The 14,082-nt window shown below is 43.8% G+C and carries 17 protein-coding genes, 1 tRNA gene and 1 riboswitch; of the genes, 7 read left to right on the forward strand and 11 right to left on the reverse strand.

The annotated features are described in order from the left end of the window. Positions 1-185 precede the first annotated feature (185 nt). Both CJU60_RS10645 and CJU60_RS10650 read left to right on the forward strand, forming a co-directional pair. Positions 186-386 (forward strand): helix-turn-helix transcriptional regulator, encoded by a 201-nt coding sequence (locus CJU60_RS10645; protein WP_095713785.1) that lies wholly within the window; start codon positions 186-188, stop codon positions 384-386. A gap of 1 nt (position 387) precedes the next feature. After that, entirely contained in the window at positions 388-861 is a 474-nt protein-coding gene (locus CJU60_RS10650) for a hypothetical protein (protein ID WP_095713775.1), read from the forward strand. A 17-nt stretch (positions 862-878) separates the two neighbouring features. Here CJU60_RS10650 and rpsN read toward each other — a convergent pair whose 3' ends face one another. From rpsN to CJU60_RS10680, 6 genes are all read right to left on the reverse strand, one after another. Next, on the reverse strand, positions 879-1,148 hold the full coding sequence (gene rpsN, locus CJU60_RS10655; protein ID WP_024120680.1) for a 30S ribosomal protein S14: 270 nt from the start codon (positions 1,146-1,148) through the stop codon (positions 879-881). A gap of 107 nt (positions 1,149-1,255) precedes the next feature. After that, positions 1,256-1,786, reverse strand: a complete 531-nt coding sequence (locus CJU60_RS10660) for a hypothetical protein (RefSeq protein WP_095713786.1) — start codon at positions 1,784-1,786, stop codon at positions 1,256-1,258. Between the two features lie 91 nt (positions 1,787-1,877). After that, a complete protein-coding gene (gene ssuD, locus CJU60_RS10665; RefSeq protein WP_095713776.1) occupies positions 1,878-3,014 on the reverse strand; it encodes an FMNH2-dependent alkanesulfonate monooxygenase in 1,137 nt (378 codons plus the stop codon). Between the two features lie 19 nt (positions 3,015-3,033). Beyond that, the gene (locus CJU60_RS10670; RefSeq protein ID WP_081638258.1) at positions 3,034-3,867 is read right to left on the reverse strand and encodes an ABC transporter permease; all 834 of its coding nucleotides are present in this window, start codon (positions 3,865-3,867) and stop codon (positions 3,034-3,036) included. Next, positions 3,861-4,862 carry an aliphatic sulfonate ABC transporter substrate-binding protein gene (locus tag CJU60_RS10675; protein WP_095713777.1) on the reverse strand — a complete coding sequence of 334 codons (1,002 nt, stop codon included), beginning with the start codon at positions 4,860-4,862 and terminating at the stop codon, positions 3,861-3,863. Before CJU60_RS10675 ends, CJU60_RS10670 begins: the two co-directional genes overlap by 7 nt. A gap of 17 nt (positions 4,863-4,879) precedes the next feature. Beyond that, positions 4,880-5,647: an ABC transporter ATP-binding protein gene (locus CJU60_RS10680; RefSeq protein ID WP_095713778.1), complete on the reverse strand. Its 768-nt coding sequence runs from the start codon at positions 5,645-5,647 to the stop codon at positions 4,880-4,882. Positions 5,648-6,045: 398 nt separating this feature from the next. On the opposite strand from CJU60_RS10680, the gene katA reads away from it, so the two are divergent. Beyond that, complete coding sequence (katA, locus tag CJU60_RS10690) at positions 6,046-7,497, forward strand: catalase KatA (protein ID WP_095713780.1); 1,452 nt, start codon at positions 6,046-6,048, stop codon at positions 7,495-7,497. A 39-nt stretch (positions 7,498-7,536) separates the two neighbouring features. On the opposite strand, the gene CJU60_RS10695 is transcribed toward katA, so the two are convergent. The 3 genes from CJU60_RS10695 to CJU60_RS10705 all read right to left on the reverse strand — a co-directional run bounded on the left by CJU60_RS10695 (position 7,537) and on the right by CJU60_RS10705 (position 10,638). Further along, a complete protein-coding gene (locus CJU60_RS10695) occupies positions 7,537-7,722 on the reverse strand; it encodes an FbpB family small basic protein (protein WP_024120673.1) in 186 nt (61 codons plus the stop codon). A gap of 142 nt (positions 7,723-7,864) precedes the next feature. Continuing rightward, the gene (thiC, locus tag CJU60_RS10700; RefSeq protein ID WP_095713781.1) at positions 7,865-9,637 is read right to left on the reverse strand and encodes a phosphomethylpyrimidine synthase ThiC; all 1,773 of its coding nucleotides are present in this window, start codon (positions 9,635-9,637) and stop codon (positions 7,865-7,867) included. Positions 9,638-9,769: 132 nt separating this feature from the next. Continuing rightward, a riboswitch (TPP riboswitch) is annotated at positions 9,770-9,877 on the reverse strand. Between the two features lie 68 nt (positions 9,878-9,945). After that, on the reverse strand, positions 9,946-10,638 hold the full coding sequence (locus tag CJU60_RS10705) for a Type 1 glutamine amidotransferase-like domain-containing protein (protein WP_095713787.1): 693 nt from the start codon (positions 10,636-10,638) through the stop codon (positions 9,946-9,948). Between the two features lie 101 nt (positions 10,639-10,739). On the opposite strand from CJU60_RS10705, the gene CJU60_RS10710 reads away from it, so the two are divergent. Genes CJU60_RS10710 through CJU60_RS10720 form a run of 3 tightly spaced genes read left to right on the forward strand, consistent with a single transcriptional unit; the run spans position 10,740 to position 12,477 of the window. Beyond that, positions 10,740-10,964, forward strand: a complete 225-nt coding sequence (locus tag CJU60_RS10710) for a hypothetical protein (protein WP_024120670.1) — start codon at positions 10,740-10,742, stop codon at positions 10,962-10,964. After that, the gene (locus CJU60_RS10715; RefSeq protein ID WP_010333479.1) at positions 10,961-11,320 is read left to right on the forward strand and encodes a spore coat protein; all 360 of its coding nucleotides are present in this window, start codon (positions 10,961-10,963) and stop codon (positions 11,318-11,320) included. Before CJU60_RS10710 ends, CJU60_RS10715 begins: the two co-directional genes overlap by 4 nt. Positions 11,321-11,340: 20 nt before the next feature. Continuing rightward, positions 11,341-12,477 (forward strand): zinc-dependent alcohol dehydrogenase, encoded by a 1,137-nt coding sequence (locus tag CJU60_RS10720; RefSeq protein WP_095713782.1) that lies wholly within the window; start codon positions 11,341-11,343, stop codon positions 12,475-12,477. A gap of 40 nt (positions 12,478-12,517) precedes the next feature. Here the strand turns inward: CJU60_RS10720 and CJU60_RS10725 are convergent, their stop codons facing one another. Then, positions 12,518-12,721 (reverse strand): hypothetical protein, encoded by a 204-nt coding sequence (locus CJU60_RS10725; protein ID WP_095713783.1) that lies wholly within the window; start codon positions 12,719-12,721, stop codon positions 12,518-12,520. A 147-nt stretch (positions 12,722-12,868) separates the two neighbouring features. Between CJU60_RS10725 and spo0M the strand changes: the two genes are divergently transcribed. Beyond that, positions 12,869-13,645, forward strand: coding sequence for a sporulation control protein Spo0M (gene spo0M / locus CJU60_RS10730; RefSeq protein ID WP_095713784.1), 777 nt, complete (start codon positions 12,869-12,871; stop codon positions 13,643-13,645). 98 nt (positions 13,646-13,743) lie between these two features. Here spo0M and CJU60_RS10735 read toward each other — a convergent pair. Next, positions 13,744-13,825 (reverse strand) — tRNA-Leu (locus CJU60_RS10735). Positions 13,826-14,082 lie beyond the last annotated feature (257 nt).

Consider the following 14,082-nt stretch of genomic DNA (forward strand, 5'->3'; position numbering starts at 1 on the left):
TTGGCGGTGTCAGCACCGCTTTGACTTTTATTATGTTACACGTTTATTAATTTTTCGTCAAGAGAATATAAAAAATTTGTCGAAAAAAATTTTTATTTTTGTAATATTGTTAAGTTACATTTACATAATGTTAAATAAACTATACAATGGAAGAAAGTGAGAATGTGAAGGTGGCAGACGTCATGATGAAAAATAAAGTGAAAGAGCTCAGAGCGCGTTTCAGCTATTCTCAGGAAAAACTCGGAGAAACGGTCGACGTCACGAGACAAACGGTAGCAGCAATTGAAAAAGGAGACTATGTTCCCTCACTGTTATTAGCATTAAAAATCTGCAAAGCCTTCTCCATGAAAATGGAGGATGTCTTTTGGCTAGAGGAGGAAGACTAATATGGGCATGAAAACAAAAGCAGCATTTCACCTCGTTTTGTTCGGCCTTGCATGCTGGACACTGATTGCATACTTTGAAGCTTCGGAAGGCATTGAAGCCTTTTTCAGCACAAGGAACGGCCAGATGATGTTTGAAATAAACATCACCCCGTTTATTCTTTTTATTGCGGCAGCTGCAGTTTATATCTATTTACAAAAGAAAAGCCGACCTGCGTCAAAAAATCTCCTGCTGCCAGATGAATTTGAGGAACAGGATGAAAGAGAGCAGATGATGACGGCAAAAGCCTGCCGTGCGTCATATATCGCCGTCTACTTTTCACTGCCTGCCGCCGCTGTCCTGCTCATTTTTTATCCGCTGTTTCAGTCACACATTCCCTTTTTCCCTATTATTATCGTGTTTATCATCATGATCATCCAGCACATATCCTACGTCATTTCCTTCAAGAAAAATGAAAAAAACTCCGGCGCGGTGTAATCGTCCGGAGTTTTTTCTTACCAGCTTGCTTTTTTCACACCCGGAATTTGACCTTTATGCGCCAGCTCCCTAAATGCAATTCTGGACATTTTAAATTTTCTCATATATCCTCTCGGGCGGCCCGTTACCATACAGCGGTTATGGAGTCTTCCCGGTGCTGAATCTCTCGGCAGCTTGCTGAGTGCTTCGTAATCTCCTTTTGCCTTTAACTCTTGTCTGATAGCAACATATTGTTCAACAAGCTTCTGGCGTTTTAATTCTTTTGCCACTTTTGATTTCTTAGCCAAGAAAAAGCCTCCTTTAAATCGTAATATTTACGATTTAAAATGTATCACGATGTATTCTAAAATGCAAGCACACCGCTCGGTAAAACAGACGGCCGAAGCCGTCCATTTTATTTATGCAATTCAACATAATAAAGCAGAGCATCTTTATGTTTGATCAGTTCATTTTTGTTTCCAGTGGTTTTCATTGTACCGTTAGAATCCTTTATGCTGCTGCCGATCAATATCGGTTTCCCGAAAGAAATTGGCTCTGCTGATGATATATTTTGAGTCATTTCCTGTACAGCGCTGACGTCACGCTGAAACGATGAAGCAGCCGTGCTGCTCCCTTGTTCATCAACAATGCCAAAGTGAACGGTGCTCATTTTTTTCTGCCCTTCCTCATTCTCAAAATAAACAAATTGTAATGTATTAGGATTTTCTTCCGTGTAATCAGCCGTTACCGGACCTATCGTTTCAATAAGCTTTCCGTTTTGGTAATGTTCAATGTACATGTCAGCCTCAGAAATGCTTTCGTTGATATTAGTCACTTCAGCAGCGAATGAATGCGGAGCCGCAATCTTCATTCTGTTTTTTTCAATATCTGAAACATCTGCCTCTTTGATTTCCATGTGCTTCGTATTTCCGCATGCAGACAGCATGACCAACAGAGTAACGGCACTTATAAGTATTTTCAGAAAAAACAGCCCCCTTTTTTGATTATCATACCATGTTCGGAGGCTGTGTTTTCACTTAAACTGACGCATGATTCTCTTTGACAAAATAAGTGTTACCGACGGCTTCTCCTCTTTTTTTCTGAAGTTTCCTTGTCCGCTCATTTTCGAACGGCAAAAGCGGGAAGACGAGCTCTGCAAAATAGTACGCTTCTTCTAAATGAGGATAGCCGGAAAAAATAAATGATTCAATGCCGAGGGCCTGGTACTCCGCTATGCGGTCGGCAATAGTCTGCGGATCTCCGACAAGAGCCGTGCCTGCCCCTCCTCTGACCAGGCCGATACCCGCCCACAGATTCGGGCTGATTTCAAGCTTTGTCCGATCGCCTCGATGAAGCTCCGCCATCCGCTTTTGACCCGAAGAATCAGCACGGCGCAAAGCGTTCTGTGCTTTGGCAATCGTGTCATCATCCAAATGGCTGATTAAACGCTCAGCCGCTTCCCACGCCTCATGTTCTGTTTCACGGGCGATCACATGCAGCCTAATGCCGAACCGCACTGTTCTTCCCTCTTTTTCCGCTTGCTTTTTGACTCTCTCGATCTTTTCTTTTACCTGCTCAGGCGGCTCACCCCACGTTAAATACACATCTGTATGCTTTGCCGCGACTTCAATTCCAGCCTGTGAGGACCCGCCGAAATAGATAGGCGGGTGCGGTGCTTGCCGCGGCGGGAATAGCAGATTGCTGTTTTCCACTTTTATATGGTTTCCTTCATAGGTAACCGTTTCTCCGCGCAAAAGCCCCCGCCAAACAGTTAAAAATTCGTCCGTTGCTTCATAGCGCTCATCATGACTGATAAACAGTCCGTCCCCGGCTAGCTCGTACGGATCGCCCCCTGCCACAACATTAATCAGCAGCCGTCCATCTGAAATGTGATCTAAGGTAGAGGTCATTCTGGCTGCAAGAGAAGGCTGCATTAACCCAGGCCGTACCGCGACTAAAAACTTTAAGTCCTTTGTTTCCCCGGCTAACGCCGCGGCTGTGAGCCAAGGGTCCTCGCACGATCTTCCCGTCGGCAGAAGGACTCCTGTATACCCCAGCCTGTCAGCGGCCTGCGCCACTTGTTTAAAGTATTCATGATCCGCCGTCCGCCCCTCGCTTTCCGACCCTAAATACCTTGCATCTCCATGTGTCGGAATAAACCAAAGAATGTCCATATCAATCTCTCCTTTTCGTCTATTTTCCCTCGTAACTGTTTCTCCACTTTAATAGCTTTCGTTCAAGCAGTCTGACAAAAGAATCCGTCAGCTTTCCAACCACCGCAAAAATGATAATCCCGGCAAACACTTTATTTGTTTGTGAAAATTGTCTGGCATCCATGATCATATAACCGACCCCTGAGCTTGAACCCATCAGCTCCGCTACAACAAGCCCAAGCCATGCAATACCTAGCGATAAGCGAATGCCGAGCAATATATTGGGCAGGGATGCCGGCACAATCACTTTTGTCATCTGCTGGTGCCATTTAAATTCAAGCACCCGGGCAACTTCGAACAGCTTAGCGTCAACTCCGCGAATGCCGTTAAATGTATTGATATACACAGGGAAGAAAGCGCCGAGCGCAATCAGCAAAATTTTAGATATTTCATCAAAACCGAACCATAAAATAAACAGCGGCGTGACAGCCAGATGCGGAACGGTTCTGAGCATTTGCAATGATGGGTCAAGATACAATTCCGTCCGTTTTGAAAATCCGGCCAAAATTCCGATCAATAGTCCAAGCCCCGCACCAAGTACAAAACCAAGCGCTGCCCGGTATATACTGATTTGCAGATGGCCAAAGAGCTCGCCTGTCAAAATGAGCTCTTTAAACGTCAGCAAGATCGCAACAGGTGTAGGGAGCACTGTCGCCGACACGATGCCAAGACTGCCGATCACCTGCCAGATGGCTATGATCACAGCAGGCAGCAGAAGCCCCTTTGCCCACCCGTATTTGATTCTATGGGGCTTTCTTTGTATCGCTTCAGCATTTGCTTTCGGCAGTGAACCTGCAGCCTCTGCTTTCATGATGGATCACCTCCAGAGACTTTTTCCTTTAACGCTTTTTTGATAAATGAATTATCAACAACTTCTCTCACATCAATTTTCTTATCTATCGCTTTTGTTTTAAATTGAAAATCCGCTGTCTCCTGCTGCGCTTTTATAATGTCTTCACTAATAACCTCATTCAGAGGCTCCGTATTTTTCAGCACATTTTCAACGACCTTTTTATCGAGATCTTTTATTTTTGCATACAAGTCAGCCGCTTCATCCGGATGTTCCTTTTGCCATACAACCGCCTGATTAAATACCTTCAGAAAACGGACCACTTCGTCTGGATGTTCCTTAGAGAATGTTGTTCTAACTAATGTAAACCCTGGTGAATATAAATCGGTGCTTTCCCCGTTCACAAGAAGTTTCGCTCCGTGTTTGATTGTTTCTAAGGATAGGTACGGCTCCCAGATGGACCAAGCGTCAACCGAACCGTTTTCAAACGCAGAGGCCGATTCATCAGGCTGCAGCTGAATAATGGTCACGTCATCAGCTGACAAGCCTGATTGATCAAGCGCTTTATACAAAAAGTCAAAGCCGCTGCTGCCTTTCGCTACAGCAATTTTCTTTCCTTTTAAATCTTTGACCTCCTTAATCCCGCTGGCTGGATTCACAAGTATTCCGTTCGCCTTTAATCCGTCCTGAGACAAGCCGATTTCTTTAAAATCAATGCCTGCCGCCTGTCCAGCGATCACTGGTGAATTGCCGACTTGAGAAAAGTCAAGTTTATCTGCTGCAAGCCCTTCAAATTGTGGCGGCCCGCTTTGAAACTCCACCCATTTCACCTTGATGCCTTCTTTTTCAAAAGCCTTTTCAAACCAGCCTTTTTCCTTGGCAATTAAAAGCGGGCTTAAGCTTTGCTGTATTCCGATCCGAATTTCTTTCAATGGTTTTTTATCACCGCTGGCTCCATTTGCTCCGCACCCTGCCAGCAGAAAAAAAATAGATGCCAATACAATGATTCCTTTTTTCATCTCTGCTTCAGCCCTTTCTATATCCCTGATCCTTCTGCATACTCAAAGTCTTCTGTTTTTTCGAATTCCGACAGCACTTTCTGTCTGATCGCTTGGAAATCAGTCGTCGTCCTGTTTCGGGGATAAGTCAGATGAATTGGCATCAGCTTGTGAATTTTTCCCGGTTTAGCTTTTAGGATCGCAATCTCATTCCCTAAATAAACAGATTCATCTATATCATGAGTGACGAGTATCATCGTTGTCTTTTTCCTCCGCCATATATCCAGCAGCACGTCTTGAAGGTGTTTTCGAGTAAACGCGTCTAACGCACCGAACGGTTCATCCAAAAGCAGCACCTCCGGCTCCCGCAGAAGAGCTCGTGCGATGGCCACTCTTTGAGACATACCGCCCGACAGCTCACGCGGATATGCTTTCTCCGATCCTTTTAATCTGACAATCTCGATCAGTTCATCTACCTTCTGTTTGACTTTAGGATCTTTCAAATTCAAATCGGCGGCAATATTCTGCTCAACCGTCAGCCAAGGAAAAAGACGGTGTTCCTGAAAAATAAATCCTTGCTGAATACCTGGTGCAGTCACATAGCGTCCGTTAATTTCGACACTCCCGCTAAAATCAGAATCAAGTCCTGCAATTATCTTTAAAAGTGTGCTTTTTCCGCATCCGCTCGGTCCGATGATCGTTAAAAACTCACCCGGTGCAATTGATAATTGAATATTCTCCAAGACCGTAGTTTGGCGGCCTTCTTGAGCAAATGCTTTTTCCTTGATGTTGATGGTCACAGCCACTTTTATCCCTCTCCTTCTGCCAACCCCGCCTTCTAAAAAAACAAAAAGGCCCCCATCTCTGTTTTTGTAGAGATGAGAGCCTTCGGCGGTCCGATCAGCTGCCCAATTGTTTTTTTGTTTGAATATCATGTTAATTCAAATTATTCCGATATGTCAACTCTTTTTTATTCAACATTTTTTGGATTAATGTTTATCACTTACTTTTCATATTCGCAAATAGCGCTTATTTCTATGAACCCTCGATCATCTCTATTAAACTGTTCTGCCAAGGGTTTTCTGCTTTTTTCAATAGTTTTTATCGTATTATAAAAATGATTATTTTATAATCATTATAAAATAATATTGACTTTTTACTTAGAGATGATATTATGTTCTTATCAATTCCAAGAGGTGATGACATGAGTTCAAATAAACTGACAACTAGCTGGGGAGCTCCAGTTGGAGATAATCAAAATTCAATGACTGCCGGTTCTCGCGGACCAACTTTAATCCAAGATGTACACTTACTCGAAAAATTGGCCCATTTTAACAGAGAACGTGTTCCTGAGCGTGTCGTTCATGCTAAAGGTGCAGGCGCACACGGTTATTTTGAAGTGACAAACGATGTAACAAAATATACAAAAGCTGCTTTCTTATCAGAAGTCGGCAAACGCACACCTTTGTTCATCCGTTTCTCAACAGTTGCCGGTGAACTTGGCTCTGCTGACACCGTTCGCGACCCGCGCGGATTTGCTGTTAAGTTTTATACAGAAGAAGGAAACTATGACATCGTCGGCAACAATACGCCGGTATTCTTCATCCGCGATGCGATTAAGTTCCCTGATTTTATCCATACACAAAAAAGAGATCCAAAAACACACTTGAAAAATCCTACAGCTGTATGGGATTTCTGGTCACTTTCACCGGAATCTCTACACCAAGTGACGATCCTGATGTCTGACCGCGGAATTCCTGCTACACTTCGCCACATGCACGGTTTTGGTAGCCATACATTCAAATGGACAAATGCCGAAGGCGAAGGCGTATGGATCAAGTATCACTTTAAAACAGAACAAGGCGTGAAGAACCTTGATGTGAAGACAGCAGCAAAAATTGCCGGTGAAAACCCCGATTATCATACTGAAGATCTGTTCAATGCAATCGAAAACGGCGATTTCCCTGCATGGAAATTATATGTGCAAATCATGCCTTTAGAAGATGCAAATACGTACCGCTTCGATCCGTTTGATGTCACAAAAGTATGGTCTCAAAAAGACTATCCGCTCATTGAAGTCGGCCGTATGGTTCTTGACAGAAATCCGGAAAACTACTTTGCAGAAGTAGAACAAGCAACATTCTCACCTGGAACACTGGTCCCCGGTATTGATGTATCACCGGATAAAATGCTTCAAGGGCGTCTGTTTGCGTATCATGATGCGCATCGCTACCGTGTCGGAGCAAACCACCAGGCCCTGCCGATCAACCGCGCACGCAACGAAGTAAGAAACTATCAGCGTGACGGACAAATGCGCTTTGACAATAACGGCGGCGGCTCCGTCTACTACGAGCCAAACAGCTTCGGCGGACCGACTGAATCACCTGAGGATAAACAAGCGGCTTATCCAGTACAAGGAATGGCTGACAGCGTAAGCTACGATCACAATGATCACTACACACAAGCAGGCGATCTCTACCGTTTAATGAGCGAAGAGGAACGCACACGCCTTGTAGAAAATATCGTAAATGCAATGAAACCAGTAGAAAAAGAAGATATCAAACTCCGCCAAATCGAGCACTTTTACAAAGCTGATCCTGAATACGGAAGACGCGTAGCAGAGGGCTTAGGTTTGCCGATTAAAAAAGAAGTTTAATAGCATAGAAAAAAACCCGCTGTTTATTCAGCGGGTTTTTTACATAGATTTACGGATTGCCGTATGCTTCTCGTCAATCTTCATATAAATTTTTTCCATTAACTCCTCACTATTCATTATCTCCCGCTTGTTCTTTTCAATAAGAAGCGCCAGCGGCAGCATCTGATTGCCATATGTTTTTCGTTTTCTGAAGCGTCTTCTCCCTTTCTCTTTTTTGGTTCCCATCATTTCTCCCTCCTTTAAAAATAAAAAAGGCTCTTATCTCAAAAGATAAGAGCCTTCGGTGATCCGATCAGCAAATGTTGGAAATGTATATTAGCTATATTTAAACGTATTCAATTCGGCCTGTCAATGACTTTCTATACTGTTACTTATAAAGTTTGCTCCCTTGATTCACAAATTCCTCGGCTTTTTCTTTCATGCCCTCTTGAATGGCATCCCACTCATTAAGCTCTTTGTCTTTGGCATAATCACGGATATCCTGAGAAATTCTCATGCTGCAAAATTTCGGCCCGCACATCGAACAGAAATGAGCCGTTTTCGCCCCTTCAGCAGGCAGGGTCTCATCATGATATTCAAGCGCTCTTTCCGGATCAAGCGACAGGTTAAATTGGTCTCGCCAGCGGAATTCAAAGCGGGCTTTTGATAAAGCGTCATCTCGTATTTGCGCTCCCGGATGCCCTTTTGCAAGGTCAGCCGCATGCGCCGCAATTTTGTATGTAATAACCCCTTCCCGCACATCTTCACGGTTTGGCAGCCCGAGATGCTCCTTCGGCGTCACATAACAAAGCATGGCCGTACCGTACCAGCCGATCATCGCCGCTCCGATCGCTGATGTAATGTGGTCATAGCCCGGTGCAATATCCGTCGTCAGCGGTCCTAGCGTGTAAAAAGGCGCTTCTTTACAGATTTCCATTTGTTTATCGACGTTCTCCTTGATTTTATGCATCGGCACATGACCCGGCCCCTCAATCATCACCTGAACATCATGCTTCCAGGCAATTTGCGTGAGTTCTCCGAGAGTCTCTAATTCAGCAAACTGCGCTTCGTCATTGGCATCGGCAATTGACCCTGGGCGAAGCCCGTCTCCAAGAGAAAAGGCAATATCATACGTTTTCATAATTTCACAGATTTCTTCAAAATGAGTATACAGAAAGCTTTCCTGATGATGAGCCAGACACCACTGGGCCATAATCGCTCCGCCGCGTGACACAATTCCCGTTGTCCGTTTAGCAGTTAGCGGCACATATCGCAGCAAAACACCCGCGTGAATCGTAAAATAATCCACACCCTGTTCAGCCTGCTCAATCAGCGTGTCACGGTAGATTTCCCACGTTAAATCCTCCGCTACACCGTTTACTTTTTCAAGCGCTTGATAGATCGGAACGGTGCCAACCGGAACCGGACAATTTCGGATAATCCATTCACGCGTCGTATGAATATCTTTCCCCGTGGAAAGATCCATCATCGTATCTGCTCCCCAGCGAATCGCCCACGTCATTTTTTCCACTTCTTCTTCAATCGAAGATGTAACGGCTGAATTCCCGATATTCGCGTTAATTTTCACATGGAAATTTCGGCCGATTATCATTGGTTCACTTTCCGGATGATTAATATTTGCTGGAATAATCGCCCGGCCGCTGGCTACTTCATCTCTGACAAATTCGGGAGACACATGCTCACGAATAGCGATAAACTCCATTTCAGGGGTAATTATCCCCTTTTTCGCATAATGCATTTGAGTGACATTTTGGCCTGTTTTCGCCCGCAGCGGTTTCCGTTTTAACCCGGGATAGCTTACATTAGGGTTAGCCTTTTTATAGCCGTTGTCTTCTGGCTTCACAGCACGTCCATCGTATTCTTCAACATCGCCGCGCCCAGTGATCCACTTGTGCCGAAGCGGTTTTAAACCTTCTTGAATATTAATTTTTACATCGGGGACCGTATACGGTCCGCTTGTATCATAGACACGAACCGGCGCGTTTTCCTCTTCGCCGAATGATCCTGTTGTCGGACTGAGTTCAATTTCTCTCATCGGCACTTGAATATCCGGCGAAGCCCCCTCTACATATACTTTTTTACTCCCCGAAAAACTCGACATAATGGAAATGTTGGCTTGCTGCACTGAATGATTTTGCATCACTTATCCTTCCCCTCTCTTTGTTTGAAAGGACAAAATCAAGCCCATAACCAGCACAAAAAACCGGATTCAATTGAATGAACCCGGTTACAGTCAGAAAGAAACATATTATTGCAGTATTCAGCAATAATAAAAACAATTCCTCTACTTCCCCACGCTGGTACGAACCAGATCAGGTCCAAAGGGTTAAGAAGCATATCTTCTCTCTCAGCCCGTCAGCGGGCACCCCCAGTAACTATTAATTTCGCACTTATCGTATCATAAAAACAAACTGAAAAAAAGAGCAATGTATAAAATATTCAGCAAATTCAAGACAAATATGTAATCGGCAATGCTATTTCGGAGATTTCATTTTCATGAAGCACCACCTGATACGCATTTGCATCAGATCTTGAACTCACAGCCTGAAAAAAATGATCATCAATAAAATGAAGAGCTGCTCCATCATCCGCCGCATAACAGCTGCTCAACGCTTTCTCTGATATCATGTGATGATATGTAGGTCTCCGATCCTTTTCTCCATCATAATGAGGACAAAAACTGCCTTGCAAAAAACCCAAGCTTTTCAAACCGGTCAGCGGTCCGGCAGAATCCGTCACACCTTCTTCAAACCAGCAGATCGCACCTGCACTTAATCCCGCTAAAATAATCCCGTTCTCCCAAGCTTTTTTCAATATGTGATCCAGTCCCCACTCCTTCCACAGCACCAGCAAATTTCTTGTATTTCCCCCGCCGACATAAATCACATCTTTCTCCATAATAAAGGAGGCTAAATCTGTTGTCGGCGGCTTAAATAAAGACAAATGAGACGGGTCACAATCAAGCTTTTGAAAAGCATGGTAAAACCGCTGAACATAGTTCTCCGCATCCCCGCTTGCCGTTGGCAAAAAACAAATGCGAGGTGAGGGCTGCTTTGACTGATTAATGATAAATTGATCAAGAACCAGATGATCTGGTTCCATTGAAAAACCTCCGCCACCCATCGCAATAATCTGTTTCATCATCCGACTCCCCCAAGAAAATATTTTCCCCATTATAGCACTTTCGCATAAAAGCATGATACAAGGTAAAAATACCTTTGAATCAGGAGGTGACCGAAAAAATGGAACAAGACCGTTTGGCAAACCACGAAACAGTTGATTTACACGAAATCCTCAACTTCAAAACCGTATGTTTACTTAAATCAAAAATGATGCAGGGACTGGTGTTCGATCAGGAACTGAGAGCCCTTATGGAGAAGGATGTACAGCAGTCTGTACGGGACGTAACTGAGCTTCAGAGCCTCTATCAAAAGGCCCCGACAATAACAGGAGGTGACTATCATTGAACGATTTCTTAGACCCGAAAAACGCAAAAGGCATGCCTGACCTTGCTGATTCAGCACTTGCCCTAGATTTCTTAATTTCCGTAAAAACCGGCATCAAAAATTATGCTGTCGCCATCACGGAAACCGCAAGCCCAGAACTCAGAACAGCATTGCGAAATCAATTAGACGCCGCTATTTACCTGCACGGAGAACTATCACAGCTCATGATGGAAAAAGGCTGGCTTTTCCCTTCTGACTTGGACAAACAATTTCAAATCGATATGAAATCAGCACAAACAGCCGTTGATATCGCCGGACTAAAACTTTTCCCCGATAACACGAACCGTCTCGGAACATTCGCAACGCCCGATCACTAAACAATAAGGAGACATCATGAATGAAAGCTGTTACGTATCAAGGCATTAAAGACGTCCGCGTCAAAGAGGTAAAAGCGCCAGAAATCAAAAAACCTGATGATATCATCGTCAAACTGACAACCACAGCAATCTGCGGATCTGATTTACACCTAATTCACGGCATGGTTCCCAATTTTCCTGAAGATTATATCATCGGCCATGAACCAATGGGCATTGTTGAAGAAACAGGCCCCGACGTTCACAAGGTTAAAAAAGGCGATCGTGTCATCATACCGTTTAACGTCAGCTGCGGCGAATGTTTTTTCTGCAAAAACCAGCTTGAAAGCCAATGTGACAATTCAAATGCAAACGGCGAAGTCGGTGCTTATTTTGGCTATTCAGACTCAGCAGGCGGCTATCCCGGAGGCCAGGCTGAATACATGCGCGTCCCCTATGCTAACTTCACTCCCTTTAAACTTCCTGATGACTGTGAAGTAGAAGATGAGAAATTGGTATTGCTTTCAGACGCTATGTCGACAGCCTATTGGAGCGTAGACAACGCAGGAGTAAAAGAGGGAAATACCGTCATTATTCTCGGCTGTGGTCCTGTCGGGCTGCTCGCGCAAAAATTCGCATGGATGAAAGGCGCCAAAAGAGTCATTGCAGTGGATTATGTAGACTATCGCCTTCAGCACGCAAAAAAAACAAACAATGTAGAAATCGTTAATTTCGAGCATCATGAAAACGCTGGTTTATATTTGAAAGAAATCACACAGGGCGGTGCAGATGTCGTCATCGACTGCGTCGGAATGGACGGCAAAATGTCCCCGCTTGAATTTCTCGCCACCGGTGTTAAAATGCACGGCGGAGCCATGGGTGCGCTGGTAACGGCGGCACAGGCTGTCAGAAAATGCGGCACAATTCAAGTGACAGGTGTGTACGGAATGAGATACAATGCATTTCCATTCGGAGACATCTTCCAAAGGAACGTAAATATTAGAACCGGCCAAGCCCCCGTCATTCATTATATGCCGTACCTGTATGAACTGATTGCTACAGGTAAAGTAGATCCGGGCGACATCATCACCCATGTTCTGCCGTTAGATCAAGCAAAGCACGGTTATGAGGTGTTTGATACGAAAACAGACGGAGCCATTAAAGTGCTTCTTAAACCATAAAAAAAGACGGTCTCTCATTTTGAGAAGCCGTCTCTCTATTTTATTGCTCCACTCTTCTTAACGCTTCGTTTACTGTTTCTTTTATAAACGCATCTTCCCCGGTCAAACTGTCTAATCTGAGTTCACCGCTTCTCAGTCTTTCTGAAAGATTGTTAATGTCCTCCTCGACTGTGATTTGCAGCTCACCAGCTAAAAACATTCTATGTAATTCATCAGCGACCATCGTTTCTTTATTCATACATATCTCCTCCTATACTTAAGCATCACTTTTAGTCTGTCCCTCAGATAAACGAATATAGGAAAAAAGGTTCATTTATTTCAAAATAAATGAACCTTTTTTCCTTCTTCCCACGTATAACTGTTGAGAAAAAGAAAAAGGGGAAGATCTAATATGTCATTTTTTAAGAAACTTGCCGCAAGTGCCGGCATCGGCGCAGCAAAAGTCGATACCATTTTGGAGAAAGATGCGTATTGTCCAGGAGAAGAAGTCCGCGGAACTGTACATGTAAAAGGCGGGAAAATCGCCCAGGATATCCGTTATATTGACTTACAGCTCAACACAAGATATGTCATTGTAAAAGACGATGAAGAGCACCGGAAACACGCAACAATTCATTCTTTTCGGGTAACTGGTTCATTCACCATTCAGCCTGGAGAAGAACACCAATTTCCGTTCTCCTTCATCCTGCCTCTTGATACACCGATTACTGTAGGGAAGGTAGAAGTCGCAGTAGTGACAGACCTTGACATTCAAGGCGGTATTGATAAATCAGATCACGATCGTATCTTCGTAGAAGCACACCCTTGGGTTGAAAATGTGTTAGAAGCAATTGAAAACCTTGGCTTCCGTCTTAACGAAGCAGACTGTGAACAGGCATCTTACTTCCAGCGCCGTCTGCCTTTCGTTCAAGAATTTGAGTTTGTTCCAACATCAGGCTATTACCGTCAGATGCTTGATGAATTAGAGCTTATTTTTCTTTTAGAGGAAGACAGTTTAGAAATTATTTTCGAAGTCGATCGCCGGGCAAGAGGCCTGCGTGGATGGCTGGAAGAGATGTATAATGACGGAGAGCAGCTCGTACGTGTCCGTTTCAGACAATCAGAGCTTGAAGATATCGAACAACTTGAAGAGGTCTTAGAAGAGATCATCGACCAATATGCTGAGTAAATAACAAAAAGGAGCCTCTGCTTATTAATATAGGCTCCTTCTTTTAATAAAAACGAAACCCCGTTTCTTACATAAGTAAGAAACGGGGTTCTTTTGTATACCGGTGGTCGGGGTCGAACCGACACTCCAGAAGGAACACGATTTTGAGTCGTGCGCGTCTGCCAATTCCGCCACACCGGCAAGTTTTACGTCGTATCTAACCGACGAATATAAATATATCATGGATATGATAAAGTGTCAATGTATTTCAAAAAAGTTTTTTGGGAAATATAATAATAAAGGGCTAAAGCGACTTTTTATGAAATACAGCCCAATGCTTACATCGACACTTTCATACAATAAAAAAATGATCTACATAAGTAGATCATTGATATGATTAGCTTCATTATATTTTCAAGCACAAACACCAATTTAACTTATCAAGTAAGTAAAATTGG

This window comes from Bacillus sp. 7705b (assembly GCF_002289525.1).
Taxonomy (GTDB): domain Bacteria; phylum Bacillota; class Bacilli; order Bacillales; family Bacillaceae; genus Bacillus; species Bacillus halotolerans.